The organism is Arthrobacter sp. NPDC093128 (assembly GCF_040683875.1).
Taxonomy (GTDB): domain Bacteria; phylum Actinomycetota; class Actinomycetes; order Actinomycetales; family Micrococcaceae; genus Arthrobacter.
The window spans coordinates 100536-116712 of sequence record NZ_JBFBEY010000018.1; the positions used below are offsets into that span (position 1 = coordinate 100536).

Annotated in this window: 14 protein-coding genes and 1 pseudogene; 7 read left to right on the plus strand and 8 right to left on the minus strand. The window is 66.1% G+C overall.

Features of this window, described 5'->3' with window-relative positions:
- Positions 1-4: 4 nt before the first annotated feature.
- Positions 5-1340, minus strand: a pseudogene (gene gdhA / locus AB0N24_RS20195) (NADP-specific glutamate dehydrogenase).
- Positions 1341-1556: 216 nt separating this feature from the next.
- Here gdhA and AB0N24_RS20200 point away from each other — a divergent pair.
- Positions 1557-2210, plus strand: a complete 654-nt coding sequence (locus AB0N24_RS20200) for an AmiS/UreI family transporter (RefSeq protein WP_364128133.1) — start codon at positions 1557-1559, stop codon at positions 2208-2210.
- On the opposite strand, the gene AB0N24_RS20205 is transcribed toward AB0N24_RS20200, so the two are convergent.
- The 3 genes from AB0N24_RS20205 to AB0N24_RS20215 all read right to left on the minus strand — a co-directional run bounded on the left by AB0N24_RS20205 (position 2187) and on the right by AB0N24_RS20215 (position 5904).
- Positions 2187-3662: an APC family permease gene (locus AB0N24_RS20205; protein WP_364128136.1), complete on the minus strand. Its 1476-nt coding sequence runs from the start codon at positions 3660-3662 to the stop codon at positions 2187-2189. The genes AB0N24_RS20200 and AB0N24_RS20205 overlap by 24 nt on opposite strands.
- A 274-nt stretch (positions 3663-3936) precedes the next feature.
- Positions 3937-5490: a cytosine permease gene (locus tag AB0N24_RS20210; protein ID WP_364128139.1), complete on the minus strand. Its 1554-nt coding sequence runs from the start codon at positions 5488-5490 to the stop codon at positions 3937-3939.
- A gap of 15 nt (positions 5491-5505) precedes the next feature.
- Positions 5506-5904 (minus strand): nuclear transport factor 2 family protein, encoded by a 399-nt coding sequence (locus AB0N24_RS20215; RefSeq protein WP_364128142.1) that lies wholly within the window; start codon positions 5902-5904, stop codon positions 5506-5508.
- 277 nt (positions 5905-6181) lie between these two features.
- Between AB0N24_RS20215 and AB0N24_RS20220 the strand changes: the two genes are divergently transcribed.
- Positions 6182-7591 (plus strand): aldehyde dehydrogenase family protein, encoded by a 1410-nt coding sequence (locus tag AB0N24_RS20220; protein ID WP_364128144.1) that lies wholly within the window; start codon positions 6182-6184, stop codon positions 7589-7591.
- Between the two features lie 215 nt (positions 7592-7806).
- Here the strand turns inward: AB0N24_RS20220 and nagB are convergent, their stop codons facing one another.
- The 3 genes from nagB to AB0N24_RS20235 are packed head-to-tail and all read right to left on the minus strand — an operon-like array spanning position 7807 to position 11159.
- Positions 7807-8613, minus strand: coding sequence for a glucosamine-6-phosphate deaminase (nagB, locus tag AB0N24_RS20225; RefSeq protein ID WP_364128147.1), 807 nt, complete (start codon positions 8611-8613; stop codon positions 7807-7809).
- On the minus strand, positions 8594-9895 hold the full coding sequence (locus AB0N24_RS20230) for an amidohydrolase family protein (RefSeq protein ID WP_364128150.1): 1302 nt from the start codon (positions 9893-9895) through the stop codon (positions 8594-8596). The genes nagB and AB0N24_RS20230 overlap by 20 nt, the downstream gene beginning before the upstream one ends.
- On the minus strand, positions 9885-11159 hold the full coding sequence (locus AB0N24_RS20235) for a PTS transporter subunit EIIC (RefSeq protein ID WP_364128153.1): 1275 nt from the start codon (positions 11157-11159) through the stop codon (positions 9885-9887). Before AB0N24_RS20235 ends, AB0N24_RS20230 begins: the two co-directional genes overlap by 11 nt.
- Before the next feature lie 187 nt (positions 11160-11346).
- On the opposite strand from AB0N24_RS20235, the gene AB0N24_RS20240 reads away from it, so the two are divergent.
- The 4 genes from AB0N24_RS20240 to AB0N24_RS20255 all read left to right on the plus strand — a co-directional run bounded on the left by AB0N24_RS20240 (position 11347) and on the right by AB0N24_RS20255 (position 13792).
- Positions 11347-11577, plus strand: a complete 231-nt coding sequence (locus AB0N24_RS20240; protein WP_011693340.1) for a PTS glucose/sucrose transporter subunit IIB — start codon at positions 11347-11349, stop codon at positions 11575-11577.
- A 26-nt stretch (positions 11578-11603) separates the two neighbouring features.
- Positions 11604-12089, plus strand: coding sequence for a PTS glucose transporter subunit IIA (locus AB0N24_RS20245; protein ID WP_364128157.1), 486 nt, complete (start codon positions 11604-11606; stop codon positions 12087-12089).
- Positions 12090-12093: 4 nt separating this feature from the next.
- The gene (locus tag AB0N24_RS20250; RefSeq protein ID WP_364128160.1) at positions 12094-12813 is read left to right on the plus strand and encodes a GntR family transcriptional regulator; all 720 of its coding nucleotides are present in this window, start codon (positions 12094-12096) and stop codon (positions 12811-12813) included.
- A 121-nt stretch (positions 12814-12934) separates the two neighbouring features.
- Positions 12935-13792 carry a prephenate dehydratase gene (locus AB0N24_RS20255; RefSeq protein WP_364128163.1) on the plus strand — a complete coding sequence of 286 codons (858 nt, stop codon included), beginning with the start codon at positions 12935-12937 and terminating at the stop codon, positions 13790-13792.
- On the opposite strand, the gene AB0N24_RS20260 is transcribed toward AB0N24_RS20255, so the two are convergent.
- Positions 13782-15698: an FAD-binding monooxygenase gene (locus tag AB0N24_RS20260; RefSeq protein ID WP_364128166.1), complete on the minus strand. Its 1917-nt coding sequence runs from the start codon at positions 15696-15698 to the stop codon at positions 13782-13784. The two genes, AB0N24_RS20255 and AB0N24_RS20260, sit on opposite strands and share 11 nt — an antisense overlap.
- A gap of 222 nt (positions 15699-15920) precedes the next feature.
- Here AB0N24_RS20260 and AB0N24_RS20265 point away from each other — a divergent pair.
- On the plus strand, positions 15921-16177 hold a 257-nt coding region (locus AB0N24_RS20265), incomplete at its 3' end, for a fumarylacetoacetate hydrolase family protein (RefSeq protein WP_364128169.1).

A 16177-nucleotide genomic window follows, 5' to 3' on the forward strand; every position in this document is an offset into this window, starting at 1 on the left:
GCGCCTAGATCAGGCCCTGCGCGAGCATGGCGTCGGCAACCTTGACGAAGCCGCCGATATTGGCGCCCAGCACGTAGTTGCCGGGCTCGCCGTATTCGTCGGCAGTCTGGGCGCAAAGGTCGTGGATGCCCACCATGATCTCCGTGAGGCGCTGTTCCGTGTGCTCGAAGGACCAGGAATCGCGGCTCGCGTTCTGCTGCATCTCGAGGGCCGATGTGGCCACCCCGCCCGTTGGCGGCCTTGCCCGGAGCGAACAGCACACCGGCCTCCTGGAACACCGCCACGGCGTCCCGGGTGGACGGCATGTTCGCACCTTCACCGACGGCGAGCAGTCCGTTGCGGACCAGCCGCGCGGCAGCGTCGCCGTCGAGCTCGTTCTGCGTGGCGCACGGGAGGGCGACCGTGGCGTCGACGTCCCACACCGAGCCGCCGTCGACATAGGAGACTCCGGGGCGGCGGACCTCATAGTCCTTGAGGCGTCCGCGCTCCACTTCCTTGATCCGGCGCAGCAGGCCGACGTCGATTCCCGCCTCGTCCACGATGTAGCCGGAGGAATCGGAGCAGGCCACTACGGTGGCGCCGAGAGCCTGGGCCTTCGCGATGGCATTGATGGCCACGTTGCCGGAGCCGGAGACCACCACGCGCTGCCCGTCGAAGGATGAGCCCCTGGTCTTCAGCATCTCCTCTGTGAAGATCACCGTGCCGAAGCCCGTGGCTTCAGGCCGCACCAGCGAGCCGCCCCAGGAGATGCCCTTGCCCGTCAGGACGCCGGATTCGTAGCGGTTGGTGATGCGCTTGTACTGGCCAAAGAGGTAGCCGATTTCGCGGCCGCCCACGCCGATGTCGCCCGCCGGCACGTCAGTGTATTCGCCGATGTGGCGGTACAGCTCGGTCATGAACGACTGGCAGAAGCGCATCACCTCGGCGTCGCTGCGGCCGCGGGGATCGAAGTCGGAGCCGCCCTTGCCGCCGCCGATCGGCATGCCGGTGAGGGCGTTCTTGAAGATCTGCTCGAAGCCGAGGAATTTCACGATGCCCAGGTACACGGACGGGTGGAACCGCAGGCCGCCCTTGTAGGGGCCCAGGGCTGAGTTGAACTCCACCCGGAAGCCGCGGTTGATCTGCACCCGGCCGGAATCGTCCGTCCACGGCACCCGGAAGATGATCTGGCGTTCGGGCTCGCACAGCCGCTCCAGCACCGCGCCTTCAAGGAACTCGGGGTGGCGGTCGTGGACCGGGCCGAGGCTTTCGAACACCTCGGTCACAGCCTGGTGGAACTCGGCTTCGCCCGGATTCCGCGCCAGCACCTTGTCCCGGATAGCTTCCAGCCGTGCGTCCATGATGATTCCTTACGTCGAACCGGGCGCGGAAAGTCTCCGCATAAGCCGCGCCGGCACCCTTTTATTGAAACTTCAACGTATCCAATTGTGACTGCGCGGGCCGCGCCTGGCCAATCGGCCTTCAGCTAACCTCCGTGTTGTGACATTTAATTTCCATAAAACGAAAATTACGGCTTCGGTTCCGGCTTCGGTTCCGGCTCCGGCGGGGGACTTCTGATGGCCCACATTGGCCTGCTTCTCTCCGGAGCCGCACTGCTGCTCAACGGCCTGGCGCTGCTGGGCACCCTCCCCCGCCGGGACGCTGCCGTGTTCAGCCTGGTCATCGGCGGCACCCAGTTGGTCCTCGGCGTCGCATACCTGGGGATTACCGGCGACGGCGGCCTGCATTTGCTCCTCGGCGCCTCCGGGATGTTCCTGTTCGGGCTGACGTATGTCTACGTCGGCCTGGATTTCCTGCTGGGGCTCGGGTCCAAGGGGCTCGGCTGGTTCTGCGGGATGGTGGGCCTGTGCGGCCTCCTGCTTGCCGCAGCCTGGTCCGGAGAGGACCCGCTGCTGGCCGTCCTTTGGCTGTGCTGGACCTACCTGTGGCTGATGTTCTTCCTGCAACTGGCGTTGGGGTTCGCCCGCCTGACGCCGCTGATTGGCTGGTCCCTCATCCTCACCAGCCAGGCCTCTGCCACGGTGCCTGCATTTATGGGCCTGACCGGCCGGTGGCCCGTCGAACCGGAGATTGCCGCGGGAGCGGCCGTGTCGCTGCTGGCGCTGTTGCTGCTTGCCGGCGGACTCGCCTGGCGCGGGCGGCACCAAACCGCCGCCCGCCCCGCCGTCGCCGCCGTCGAAAGTCCGTTACCCGGCGAACTCAAGGTCTAGGTTCCGGGCCCGGTTCTCCACCCGGATCTCGACCAGCACTCCGGCCAAAAAGATCACAGGGACGGCCACCAGCAGCCCCACGGCCGTTTCGGCGCTTCCGCCGATGAGGGCCGTGAAGTTGCTGACCACCAGGCAGAGCACCCACGCCAGCAGCACGGACGCGAGCACCGGGGCGATGAGGGTCTGCCACCGCTGTCCGGTCACGCGTTCCCGGCGGAAATAGCCGACGACGGCGAGGGAGGACAGCATGTACAGCACCAGCAGTGCCGCGACGGCAAGGCCGCTGAACCAGGAGAAGAGCGTCAGCACCGGGTCCAGTCCCAGCAACGCGAACGGGGCCACGAGGAGGGCGGCGACCGCTGTCTGGATCCAGGCTGCAGTGGCGGGCGCACGGTGCTTGTTGGTCCTGGCGATGACGGCGGGCATGGAACCGCGTAGCGCCAGCGAGTGGAGGTAGCGGTTGATGCCGTTGTGGAACGCGATGATGCCGGCCAGCAGGGACGTCACCAGCAGGACGCCGGCGGTCACTCCGGCCCACGGTCCGAACATCTCAACGATCGGGCCGATCACGAACGAGGTCGCGTCGCCGGATTCGAGTGCTGCTCCTGCTGCGCCGACGACGTGGGACGGACCGTAGAAGCTGACCAGCATCCAGGTGATGAAGGAGAAGAAGACGGCGATGATGCCCACGGAGAGATAGGTGGCCCGCGCAACGGTCCGGTGCGGGTCCTTGGCCTCGGCGGAGTAGATGGCCGTCGATTCGAAGCCGAACATGGAGGCCACCGCGAACATGATGGCCACCCCGGGAGCTCCGCTGGCGATGGCTTCCGGCGCGAACGAGGCTGCGAAGTCCAGCCCTTCCGGGCCGCCGCCCTTGAACAGGACGGAGAAACCGAACATCAGGAGAATGGCCACTTCCAGGCCCACCAGGACGGCAAGGACGCGGGCGCCCAGCTCGATGTTCAGGGATCCCAGGACCTGGACGCCGGCCATGGTGACCAGCGCGAGCAGCCACCACGGAACCGTAATTCCGGCGGAGGCCAGCAGTCCGGAGAAGGCCGCTCCGTACAATCCGTACATTGCCGCCTGCACCGTGCTGTAGGCCAGCAGGGCCAGCCAGGCAGCGCCGGCACCGACCTTCCGTCCGAACGCTGCCGTGACGTAGGCGTAGAAGGCGCCGTTGGTCTGCACCTTGCGGCTCATGGCCACAAAGCCGACAGCGAAAATCACAATGACGATGCCGACGACGAGGTAGGCGCCCGGGGCGCCGGCACCGTTGCCGAGCGCGGCCGCGAGCGGTGCTGCTCCGACGATTCCGGTCAGCGGGGCCTGTGCGGACAGGACAAAGAACAGGATGCCCAGGACGCCGATGCTGCCTGCGCGCAGTGCAGTGGAGTGTTCCTGGCGGGACCCGGGTTCTGCGGTCCGGGATTCGGGATTCGAAATACTCATTGGGTCCTTCTTAACGGTCATGAGTGCTGGGGAATGTGCTGGGGTGTCCCGGGGAAAGCCCTTGGGAAGGGTGCTGGGCCCGGGCAAAGCTGCACTGTGAAATCCAGCATGGCAGCCGCCTCCGGATGCGGCTTGTCGTGCAGCGATCAGTTGTTGTTCCTGAGCGCAATGACGTGTTTTCGAGGACAGTGGCTCACCCCGGGAACGCCAAAGACCGGTCACCGCCTGTGTGCGGTAACCGGCCTTTGGATCGTTGTGTGCCAGGGACGGAGGATCAGCTGATTTCTGCCGGAACCGGTTCAGCCGGCTCCTCTGCAATGATCGGGACATTCTTGGCACCTGCAGCCCTGACGAACCTCGGACCGGCGGGCCCGAAGGCGTCGGCCGGTTCCGGGAAGAGCCAGAGCACGAGGGGGTAGAGGACCGCGGCCAGGCCGATGGAAACGGGGATGCTCAGGTCTACGCCTGCGGCCAGGTCGCCGAGGGGTCCGGTGAACTGCCCGGGGATGTTCACAAAGAGGATGCCCATCACCGCCGCGAAGATCCAGACGGCCATGGCCCGCCAGTTCCAGCCATGGTTGAACCAGTACCTGCCACCGGTCTGCCGGCGGTTGAAGACCTGCAGGGAGTCGGCGTCGTACCAGCCTCGACGGACAATGTAGCCCACCGTCATGATGATCATCCACGGCGCGGTGCACGTGATGATGAGAACGGCGAAGGTGGAAATGCTCTGCACCACGTTGAACGCGAACTTGCCCACAAAGATAAACACGATGGCAATGGAGCCGATGAAGATGGTCGCCTGGACGCGGGAAAACCTGGGGAAAACGCTGGAGAAGTCCAGGCCGGTGCCGTACAAGGCAGTGGTCCCGGTGGACATGCCGCCGATCAGCGCGATCAGACAGACCGGCAGGAAATACCAGGCCGGGGAAACCGCCAGCAAGCCGCCCACATAGTCCGACCCCTCGAAGAACGATGGGGCCTCCGTGGCGATGATGGTGGCCGTCACCAGCCCGAAGCCGAACGGAATGAGGGTGGCAACCTGCGCGAAGAAGGTGGCCGCCATCACCCGGATCTTGGGCGTCTCAGCGGGGATGTAACGGGACCAGTCCCCAAGGAAAGCGCCGAAGGAGACGGGGTTGGACATCACGATCAATGCAGAACCGATGAAGGACGGCCAGAACAATGCGTTCGTGGCGGCATCCGCGGCCGGCCCGAAGATGCCTGCATAGGAGGGATCGAAGGCGCCGGCAAAGGCGAAGATGCCGAGCAGGAACAGCAGCGAGGCCGCCACCACAGCGATCTTGTTAACCAGCAGCATGAACCGGAAGCCGTAAATGCAAACCGTCAGGATCAGGAGCGCAAAAACGCCGTAGGCGATGCTGAGGGTGACGGGGTTCTGCGGCAGGCCGATCAAACGGTTGGCCCCACCGACCAGGGCATCGCCGGAGCTCCAGACGGAGATGGAGAAGAAGGCGAAGGCTGTCAGCAGGGACAGGAAGGAACCCACCACCCGCCCATGGACTCCCAGGTGCCCGGAGGATGAAACGGCATTGTTCATCCCGTTGGTGGGACCAAAGACGGCCATGGGCGCGAGGATCAGCCCGCCCACCACCACTCCCAGGAGGGTAGCCAGCAGCGCGTCCTTGAAGGAGAGCCCGAAAAGGATGGGGAAGGAGCCGAGAACCACGGTGGCAAACGTGTTGGCGCCGCCGAACACCAGCCGGAATAGGTCCAGGGGCCGGGCGCTACGGTCCTTCGCCGGGATGGGCTCGATACCATGCTTTTCGACCTCAGTCGCTGCCGGTACGTCGGAGTTGATCGTCATGAGGGGTGCCTTTGCCTAGGAGACGGACGCCGGTGAAAGGTGTTCGTGGATGGCCAGGATTCCGCCGTCCGGGGTCCTGGAAAAGATGATGGACTCACGTTCATGGAGCACATCCCGGGCTCCCGCCACCTCGACAACTGTCCGGACATCGTGGCTGAAGACGGCGCCAGTGCCGGCGAGCTGGACGGCCTGGCCCGAGCTCTGGCACTCAACAACCCTCCAGCCGGAGTCGAGCCAGCTTCGCCAGAGGTTCCGGTAGTCCTCCAGTGATTCAATTCGGGAAGGTTCCGTGTGGAACAGGAAAGTGGCGTCCTCCGCGAAACACCGGAAGTAGGCGTCGAAGTCGGCGGCCGCAAAGGCGTCGACGAGCCTCGTGGCAGCCGCCTGGACTTCTGTCCTGGTAAGAATTTCCATGGTCCGCTCCTCGGCCGCTGGGCTTCATGTCGTTGGATTTAGCCTTCGTGATGCAACTCACAATGTGATCATTGAACATCATCCATTGCCTCATAGGCAACAATTGGGCAGTGAGCCACCCGTTTGTTACGCGGCGTCCCGGCGCAACCGTTCGCCAGCGGTCAAGTGACCTTCACGGAAAGACAAGACCCGCAACGCCCGACGGCGCACGCTTGAAGCAGCGCTGACAGGCCGTACCGGCCTGCGGTCCCTGACCTACTCGAAGTGGAGTATCCCAATGGAAACTTACGACGCCCTTCTGGCCTCGATCACCCCGGACACCGGCGAGACCCGGACCATCCTGGACCCCGCCACCGGCACCGCCGTCGGCGAAGCCCCCGTGCACACCGTTGCGGACCTGGAGGAGGCCATCGCCGCAGCGTCGGCCGCCCAGCCCGCATGGGCTGCACTGGGCCACGAGGCCCGCAGCGCCGCGCTCCTAAAAGCAGCCGACGCCGTCGAACGCTCCGCCGAAGAACTCGCCCGGCTGCTCTCCCGCGAGCAGGGCAAACCCCTGAACGGCCCCAACGCCCGCTTCGAAGTCGGCGCCTGCGCCGCCTGGCTCCGCGCCGCCGCCACCACCCCGCTGGACCCCGAAGTGGTGGTGGACGACGGCGAAACCTACGCCGAACTGCACTACAAGCCCATCGGCGTCGTCGGTGCCATCGGCCCGTGGAACTGGCCGATGATGATCACCATCTGGCAGATCGCCCCCGCCCTCCGGATGGGCAACGCCGTGGTGGTCAAGCCCTCCAAGATGACCCCGTTGTCCGTCCTGGCCCTCGCCAAGGTCCTCAACGAGGAACTCCCCGACGGCCTCCTGACCGTCGTTTCCGGGGACCGCGAGGTCGGTGCCCGGCTAGCCGAACACCCCGCGATCGGCAAGATCATGTTCACCGGCTCCACCGCCGCCGGCCGGTCGATCATCAGGTCCTCCGCGGACACCGTCAAGCGCCTCACCCTGGAACTCGGCGGCAACGACGCCGGCATCGTCCTGCCCGACGCCGACCCGAAAGGAATTGCAGAGGGGTTGTTCTGGGGGGCGTTTATCAACACCGGCCAGACCTGCGCGGCGCTGAAGCGCCTCTACGTGCACGACGACATCTACGACGCCGTCTGCGAGGAACTCACCAAGGTGGCCGCCGCGATGCCGATGGGTGTGGGCCTGGACGAGAGCAACGTCCTGGGCCCGCTGCAGAACAGGGCCCAGTACGACATCGTGGCCGGGCTCGTCGAAGCCGCCCGGGACTCCGGCGCCCGGATCCTGACCGGCGGCAACCCGGACCCGGACCAGCCCGGCCACTTCTACCCCGCCACCCTGGTGGCCGACATCGACAACAACAACCCGCTGGTGGCCGAGGAACAGTTCGGCCCCGCCCTCCCGATCATCCGCTACAGCACGGTTGATGAGGCGGTCGCCATGGCCAACGCGCTCGACGTCGGACTCGGCGCCTCCGTCTGGTCCCCGGACCTCGCCGCAGCCCGCAGGGTCGCTGCCCGGATCGAGGCCGGCACCGTCTGGATCAACAAGCACGGCGCCGTGGACCCCCGCGTCCCCTTCGGCGGCGCCAAGCAGTCCGGCTACGGCCTGGAATTCGGCGTCGAAGGCCTCAAAGCCGTCGGCGTCCCGCAGGTCATCAACGGCTAGGCGATCACGGCAAGGCCGCACCGCGCGGATCTGGGCGGCGCGCAGCCATCACACAAAGAATCCGAGGCTTGTCCGCAGAACCGCACCTTGTAGGTACGGAATCGCGGACAAGCCTCGGAGCCCTTGCGCTGGGATTCCCTCGTGTTGGACTGGAGTTTTTGTCCACTTATAGGGACTTCGGAGGCGATTTGCGCCCATTATCTGGACAAAAACTCCTAGGCCGGCTGCTGCAGCCAGGGCCGGGTGGGCGTCTGGCCCAGTTGGTCGTTGAACTCCTGGGCGTCCCGGTAATAGTCCAGCAGGCTGAGGCGGGAGGCGGCTTCGGGGTCCAGGATGACCACTGCCCGGCGGTGCATCTGCAGCACCGAGGCGGGGCAGTGTGCGCTGACCGGTCCTTCCACCATGGCCTGGACGGCATCAGCCTTGTTCTCGCCCATGGCCACGAGTACCGCCAGCTTGGCTTCACGGATGGTCCCCAACCCCTGGGTCAGGCACAGCCGCGGGACGTCACCCTCCGGGAAGAACCGCGCGTTGTCCGCCCGGGTGGCTCCGGCCAGGGTCTTCACCCTGGTGCGCGAAACCAGGGACGAGGTGGGCTCATTGAACCCGATGTGGCCGTTGGCGCCGATGCCGAGGATCTGGATGTCCACTCCGCCGGCCGCCGTGATGGCTGCGTCGTAGCGTTCGGCCTCGGCCACGAGGTCCGGGACATCCCCGTGCGGGGTGATGAGCTGCTCCAGCGGCAGGTCCACATGATCGGCAAACTCCCGCCGGATGGTGGAGTAATAGCTCTGTTCATGCTCCGGCGGCAGCCCCGCATATTCGTCCAGGGTGAAGGCCGTGACCTGGCTGAAGCTGAGCTGCTCTTCGCGGTGCCGCCGGATGAGTTCCTGGTACGTGGATTTCGGCGAACCTCCCGTGGCTAGCCCCAGTACGGCCGGTCCCTGCCGGACCCGGGCATCGATGATGTCGGCGGCCCTGCCCCCTACGTGTTCGGCGGACTCACACAGAATAATCTGCACGCGCATCCCTTTCCTGAGTTAGTGGTGTGCCGGCCCGGTAGGCCTGCAACAGTTCAAGTTCTTCGGTGGTGACCAGCACGTCGGCACGGAACCCCGCGGCCAGCACACCGACCTGGACGGAACCCGGCTGGACGGAATCCGGCTGATCCAGGCCCATGAGCCGGGCCGGGGTCGCCGAGGCCGCGGTGACGGCGTCAGCCAGGGGTATCCCCCAGCCCACGCAGCGGCGGACGTTCTCCAGCAGCAGGCTGGTTGCACCGGCGATCGCTCCGGGATGGGCATCGTGCCCGTCGGGAACCAGCCGCGCCACGCGGTCCTGGACCAGCACGTCCAGGCTGCCGAGCGTGTAGTGGCCGTCGGACATCCCTGCCGCGGCCATGGCGTCCGTGATCAGGGCAATCGAGTCCGGGCCCACCAGGTCGAAGACCATGCGGACGATCTCCGGGTCAAGGTGCACGCCGTCGGCAATCAGCTCCAGGACCATCCGGTCCGGTGACTGCCGGGCCGCCTGCAGTAGGACGGGGATGGGGCCGGGCGTGCGGTGTCCCAGCGCGGGCATCCTGTTGAACAGGTGCGTGGCCGACCACGGTCCGTCCTCGGCACCCATGCCACTCGCACCGCCGGACCATCCGCCGAGGGCTTCCCGCGTGCCGGCCGCCGTGGCGTCGGTGTGGCCGAGCGACGGGACCACGCGGTAGTCCCGGCACAGGGCAACGAGTTCCGCGAAGTGCGCGGTTTCCGGTGCCAGCGTGATGGACCGGACCGTGCCCTGTCCCGCCTCGAGCCACTCCTTCAGGAGTTCCGGGCTGCCATCGATGATGGCCGCCGGGTCCTGCGCCCCGCACATGCTCCTGGTGATGAACGGTCCTTCCAGGTGCAGGCCGGCCAACGTGCCGTCCTGCACCAGCTCCCGCAGCACCGCGATCTGCTCCAGCAGCACATCCGACGGCGCCGAAACGAGCGAGGCGAGTACCGACGTCGTCCCCTGCGCGGCGTGGAAGCCCGCGGCCTGGCGGGCGCCCTCCGCGTCCGCGGAGAAGGTGTGCCCGACGGCGCCATGGCAGTGCACGTCCACCAGCCCGGGCAGGATGAGCGGAACCCGGGTTGTTTCGACGTCGACGCCGGCGGGCAGTTCCGCCGTCGGGCCGCACCAACGGATGCGGCCCCCGGCGATCACCACGGTGCCGTCGTCGGTCACTCCGTCGCCGGTCCGGCCGGTGACGAGGCGCCCCCGCAGCCCCAGCCCGCCTCCGGCTTCGGCCGGCAGGCCGTCAGCTCGCATCGGCTTTGACCATCGAACCGTTCTCGTCAGTCTCGTCTTCACGTCCCATGGTCCGCAGGTTCCAGCGCCGGATCACGAAGCGGAACACCACGTAGTACACCGCCGCGTAGACCAGCCCGATGGGGATCAGCCACAGCGGGTTTTGGGCGATGCCGAAGTTGAGGACGTAGTCGATGGCACCCGCGGAGAAACCGAACCCGTGGTGGATGCCCAGGAAGTTGACCAGCATCATCGACGTGCCGGTCAGGACGGCGTGGACGACGTAGAGCGGCCAGGCCACGAACATGAACGAGAATTCCAGCGGTTCGGTGATGCCGGTGAGGAAGGCGGTGAGGCCGGTGGAGAGCATCACGCCGCCGACGATCTTCTTCTGGGATGGCTTGGCTTCGTGCCAGATGGCCAGGGCGGCCGCGGGCAGGGCGAACATCATGATCGGGAAGAACCCGGTCATGAACACACCCGCTGAGGGGTCACCGGCGAAGAACCGGTTCAGGTCGCCGTGGGCGCCGTTGTAGTCGCCGATGATGAACCAGACGATGGAGTTCAGGATGTGGTGCAGGCCCAGCGGGATGAGCAGTCGGTTGAGCGTGCCGTAGACCCCGCTGCCCACCACGGTGTTGTCCGCGACGGCATTGCCCACCGCGGTCAGGCCGGTGTTGAAGAAGGGGTAGATGAGTGCCATGACCACGCCGATCACGATCGCGGCGAAGGAGGTCAGGATGGGCACCAGCCGGCGGCCGGCGAAGAAGCCAAGCCAGTCCGGCAGCGTGGTTCGGTGGAATTTCTGCCACAGCCACGCCGTCGTCAGGCCCATCACGATGCCAGCGAGCACGCCGTAGTTGATGACTGGATCCTTGCCGCCTTCCGGAGCGGCGCCCAGCACCAGGGGTGCCATGACCTTGAAAACGTTGGTTAGGACCAGGAAGCCGACGACGGCGGCCAGCGCCGTGGACCCGTCGCCCTTCTTGGCGAAGCCAAAGGAAATACCGACCGCGAACAGCAGCGGGAGGTTCTCAAACAGGGCGCCGCCGGCCGCGCCGATCACCTGGGCAACGGTGGTCAGGCCTTCGAACCTGCCCAGCAGGTCGTCCTGGCCAAGCCGCAGGAGGAGGGCTGCTGCGGGAAGGGCGGCGATGGGGAGCATGAGGCTGCGCCCGAAGCGCTGCATGTTCTGCAGCGCTTTGCCGCTGCCCTTGGCCTTTCCGGGGGCCGGCGCGGCCAACGGGCCGGCACCGACGGATGCGGACGGGTTTTCCGTGGTCATGTTGTTCCTCGTTTCGAAAGGGGGGTGCTTGTGCGGGGATGCGGGATTCAGTATTGTTTTGCTAACTGGTTATAACCAGTGACAATCATCACTGTGAAGTGCACCGGGCTCAGTTGTCAACCTCAGGCAGGAAAAAAGACCTCCAGAGCCCGCAAGCCTTCACCGCGAAACACCAACAGGAGTGGACATGTCCAAAGCAGAAATCATCCTCGCCGCCTTGGGCGGCGCCGATAACGTCGAAGAGATCGAAGGGTGCATCACGCGTCTGCGCACCGAGGTGGTGGACGCCGGCAAGGTTGACGAGGCCGCCCTCAAGGCCGCGGGCGCCCACGGCGTCATGATGGCAGGCTCGGTGGTCCAGGTGGTTGTGGGCCCCGAAGCCGAGAGCCTGGCCGAAGACATCCAGGACCTGATGTGAGCGCGCCTGACGTAAGCACGCCTGACGTGAAACCTGCAGCACCCGCGGCGGCCATCAGCGTGGCCTCTCCCCTGCCCGGCCGGCTCATCCCGTTGAGCGAGGTGCCGGACCCCGTGTTCGCCAAAGGGCTGGTCGGCGGCGGCGCCGCCGTCATCCCGGACGACGACGCGGGCGTGCTGACCGCCGTCGCACCCTTGGACGGCAAGGTCATCAAGGTCATGCCGCACGCCTACATCGTCCAGCACGCCTCCGGGCCCGCGGTGCTGGTCCACGTGGGCATCGATACGGTCGGCCTGAAGGGCGAGGGTTTCAGCGTACTGGCGCAGAAGGGCGACCAGGTCCGCGCCGGGGATCCGATGATCAGCGTTGACGTCACGCTGGTCCGCTCGAAAAACCTCAGCATGTGCAGCCCCGTGGTGATCCTGGACAGCGCAGCGGACGCCATCGATTCACCGGAGAGCGGAGCCCGCGTGGAAGCCGGCGGGCATCTGTTCGACCTGCCCGGACAATAGACCTATGGATACGGCAGGGGAACTGAAACACGTCTGGGTGCGAAGGCAGCTCCAGGACCTGGTGGCTTCGACGCTGCGGCCCGGCGACGCACTGCTGGGCGAACGCCAGCTGGAGGAGCAGTTCGGGGTCTCCCGCATTACGGTGCGCCGGGCGATTTCGGACCTCGTCCAGGACGGGGCGCTGGTGCGGATCAAGGGCAAGGGAACCTTTGTCTCGCACGGACTGGTGCGTTCCACCCTGCACCTGGCCTCCTTCAATGAGGACATGCGGCAGGCTGGCTTTGAGCCCAGCACCCGGGTCATCACTGCGGCCACGGCGGAGCCGCCCGCCGCGGCGGCCGAGCACCTCGGGCTCGCCGCGGGGCAGGCCGCCTACCAGGTCCGCAGGCTGCGCCTGGCGAACGGGGCCCCCGTCAGCGTGGACGAATCCTGGCTGCCGCCCCGGCTCCTGCCGGACCTGCCCTCGGAGGACCTGACGGGATCCCTCTACCGGATCCTGTCCACCTCCGGACACCCGGTGCAGCACGTGGAACAGACCGTGGAGGCCGCTGCGGCGCCGGAGGAAACTGCCGCCCTGCTGGACATCGAACCGGGCGCCCCTGTGCTGCTCTTCCGGCGCCGGTCGTTTACCGGAGAGGCCGATCCGGGCACGCCCATCGAATACTCCATCTCGACGTACCGCTCGGACCGGTACCAAGTGTCGATGCGGCTGGCGCTTGGCTGAGGCAGGACTGTTCGCGCCTCACCCCAACTAAGTAGCAGCAGGTGTCGTTTTGGGCCCTCAAAACGACACCTGCTGCTACTCACTTGGGCAGTTGGGTGCGGGTCGTGAAACCATACGGATCGTGACCCAGAAAATTGCGTACCAGGGTGAGCCCGGCGCCAACTCCAATATCGCGTGCCAGCAGATGTTCCCCGAACTGGAAAGCGTCCCGTGCGCCAGCTTCGAGGACGCCTTCGAACTGGTGTCCGGCGGCGAGGCCGACCTGGCCATGATTCCGATCGAGAACTCGATCGCCGGCAGGGTGGCAGACATCCACGTCCTGCTCCCCCAGTCGCACCTGCAGATCGTGGGAGAGTTTTTCCTGCCCATCCATTTCGACCTGCTGGGCATCCCCGGCAGCACCATCGAAGGGGCCACGGAGGTTCACAGCCACATCCACGCGTTGGGCCAGTGCCGGCGCCTGATCCGTGAAGCCGGGCTGCGCCCCGTCATCGCCGGAGACACGGCCGGGTCTGCCCGCGAAGTGCGGGAATGGAACGATCCCGCCAAGCTCTCCCTCGCTCCCCCGCTCGCGGCCCAGATTTACGGGCTGGAAGTCCTGGCCTCCCGGGTCGAGGACGATCCGTCGAACACCACGCGCTTTGTGGTTCTGGCGCGGGAAACGGAACTGCCGACCCGGGACGAGTTGCCCGGGCCGGCAGTGACCAGCTTCGTGTTCCGCGTCCGGAACGTCCCGTCCGCGCTCTACAAGGCGCTTGGCGGTTTTGCCACCAACGGCGTGAATATGACCCGGCTGGAGAGCTACATGGTGGGCAACGAGTTTGCCGCCACCATGTTCATGGCCGATGTCGAGGGCCACCCCGAGGACCTGCCGCTGAAGCTGGCCCTGGAGGAACTGGACTTCTTCACCGCCGAGGTGCGGATCCTGGGTGTATATGCCGCAGCGGAGTACCGGACGGCTCAGGCCGTCAGCGGCTGACAGCCGCCTGACGCCCGTGCAGGATCGGCGCGAAGAACGCGGCGAGCTCCGCCGTCGCCGTCAAGGGCAGGACGTTCGCCACGTACTGGTCCGGGCGGACCACCACCATTACGCCGCCGCGATCGAGGCCGCGCAATTCGAAGATGTCGGCCGCCGGATCGGTGCCGTAGACATTTTCCAGGTAGGTGAGTTTGAACGGTCCCACCTCCGGCTTGAACACGGTCGGCACTGCGTTGATGTCGATGCTGGTGTGGTCCTGCTGGTAGATGACCTTCACGTCGAACCAGGCGTCGGCGTCGGCGCCTTCCGGTGTGGCGGCGAGCGGCGAGTCCGGCGCGTTGGCGAGCCAGCCGGCCAGGTCGGCGGCCGGTGACGCAGTACGCTCCGTTCCCATGACGGGGGTTGCCGCGTCCGCGAAAACGTAGATGCGCCAGCGGCCGTCAGCCTTGGCCTGATGGCCGAGGTGCAGCGGGTTCGTGTCGCAGACCCGCACGACGGGCGCGGACTTGAAGCGCTTGCCGATGGTGAAGCCGGTGGCAAGCCCCTGGTGGGCCGGGCTGCCGACGAGCATCGACGGGGCGTACTGGGTCATGAAGCCGGCCGGGAATTCGGCGGTGCTCACGTAGAAGTCCTCTAGCTCCGAGGGGGAGGCGAACTCCTCGGGCTTCTTCGCCATCAGCGTGGACCATTCCTTGTCAAAGTCGATGAGGTTCTTCGCGATGACCTGGCGTTCGGCCGAGTAGGTGGACAGCAGGCCCTCCGGGCTGCGCCCTTCGAGGACGTGGCCGAGTTTCCAGCCGATATTAAAGCCGTCCTGCATGGACACGTTCATGCCTTGGCCGGCCTTGGCGCTGTGCGTGTGGCAGGCGTCGCCGGTGATGAACACACGCGGCGTGCGCGTGCCCATGTCTTCCGGGCGGACGTCGTCGAACCTGTCGGTAAGGCGGTGGCCCACCTCATAAACACTGTGCCAGGCCACATTGCGCACGTCCACGGTGTAGGGGTGGACGATCGCGTTGGCCTTGGCGATGATCTGCTCGATGGTGGTTTTGCGGACCGCGCCGTGATCGTCCGCGGGCACTTCGCCCAGGTCCACGTACATGCGGAAGAGGTGCCCGCCTTCCCGCGGGATCAGCAGGATGCTGCCGCCGTCATGGGACTGGATGGCGCATTTGAGGCGGATGTCCGGGAAATCGGTGTTGGCGAGCACGTCCATAACGCCCCAGGCGTGATTGGCCTGGTCACCGGCCAGGGTGCAGCCGATCGACTCCCGGACCTTGCTGCGGGCACCATCGGCGCCCACCACGTACTTGGCCCGGACAACACGTTCCCGGCCTTCATCGGGGCCGCTGGTATGGACGAGCGTTACGGTAACCGGGTACTCCCCCTCGCCGACTTCGAGGCTGCGGAACTCATAGCCATAGTCCGGCGACATGCGCGTGGGGGCGTTGGCCATAACCTCGGCGAAATAGTCCAGCACGCGGGCCTGGTTGACGATAAGGTGCGGGAATTCGCTGATCCCGTGCGCGTCGTCGAGGGTGCGCGCGGCGCGGACAATGTTCGCAGGGTTCCGCGGATCCGGCTTCCAGAACGCCATTTCGGTGATCCGGTAGGCCTCGGCGATGATCCGCTCGGCGAAGCCGAAGGCCTGGAAGGTTTCGACGCTGCGGGCCTGGATGCCGTCTGCCTGGCCGATGGCAAGCCTGCCGTCGCGGCGCTCCACGATGCGGGTGGTGATGCCCGGGAACTGGGAGAGCTGGGCAGCGGTGAGCATGCCTGCAGGGCCGGTGCCCACAATGAGCACGTCCACTTCGTCGGGAAGCTGGGTGGGCCGGTCAATGCCGACGCCGGCGGCCGGCTGGACTCGCGGGTCACCTGATACGTAGCCGTGGTGGTGGAAATGCACGGGATTCCTCACTTCGTTGTGTGGCTGTCTAGGGCCGTCTTGTGTTCGATATCGGAACTAATCGTTCGATAATAGAAATTTGGTTGCTGATTCAAAACTGTACGCAGGTATGACCTGCGTTACAAGCACCTCTCAAAACTCCCTAAATATCAGGGGTTGACGTCCGGAAGTCCGTAGGTAATAGTTATCGTATACGATTTCGTACTCGATGAGGAGTAATACTTGGAACAGGTCACCGACCACATCCTGGCCGCGGCCCGCAAGGTCATCGCGGTGCACATCAACTACCCCAGCCGGGCAGCCCAGCGCGGCCGCACCCCGGAACAGCCCTCCTACTTCCTGAAGCCATCGTCCTCCCTGGCGTTCGGCTCGGCAGAGGCTCCTTCAACGGTGGAGCGCCCCGCCGGCTGCGAACTCCTCGGCTACGAAGGCGAGATCGCCCTGATCATCGGCAAACCGGCCCGCCGCGTTGGCATCGA

Bases quoted from the DNA above. Each gene is read 5' to 3' on its own strand.
- AB0N24_RS20215 (WP_364128142.1), bottom strand. From the start codon at position 5,904: ATGGAAATTCTTACCAGGACAGAAGTCCAGGCGGCTGCCACGAGGCTC.
- AB0N24_RS20250 (WP_364128160.1), top strand. From the start codon at position 12,094: ATGGATACGGCAGGGGAACTGAAACACGTCTGGGTGCGAAGGCAGCTC.
- AB0N24_RS20240 (WP_011693340.1), top strand. From the start codon at position 11,347: ATGTCCAAAGCAGAAATCATCCTCGCCGCCTTGGGCGGCGCCGATAAC.
- AB0N24_RS20220 (WP_364128144.1), top strand. From the start codon at position 6,182: ATGGAAACTTACGACGCCCTTCTGGCCTCGATCACCCCGGACACCGGC.
- AB0N24_RS20235 (WP_364128153.1), bottom strand. From the start codon at position 11,159: ATGACCACGGAAAACCCGTCCGCATCCGTCGGTGCCGGCCCGTTGGCC.
- AB0N24_RS20205 (WP_364128136.1), bottom strand. From the start codon at position 3,662: ATGAGTATTTCGAATCCCGAATCCCGGACCGCAGAACCCGGGTCCCGC.
- AB0N24_RS20210 (WP_364128139.1), bottom strand. From the start codon at position 5,490: ATGACGATCAACTCCGACGTACCGGCAGCGACTGAGGTCGAAAAGCAT.
- AB0N24_RS20230 (WP_364128150.1), bottom strand. From the start codon at position 9,895: ATGCGAGCTGACGGCCTGCCGGCCGAAGCCGGAGGCGGGCTGGGGCTG.
- AB0N24_RS20200 (WP_364128133.1), top strand. From the start codon at position 1,557: ATGGCCCACATTGGCCTGCTTCTCTCCGGAGCCGCACTGCTGCTCAAC.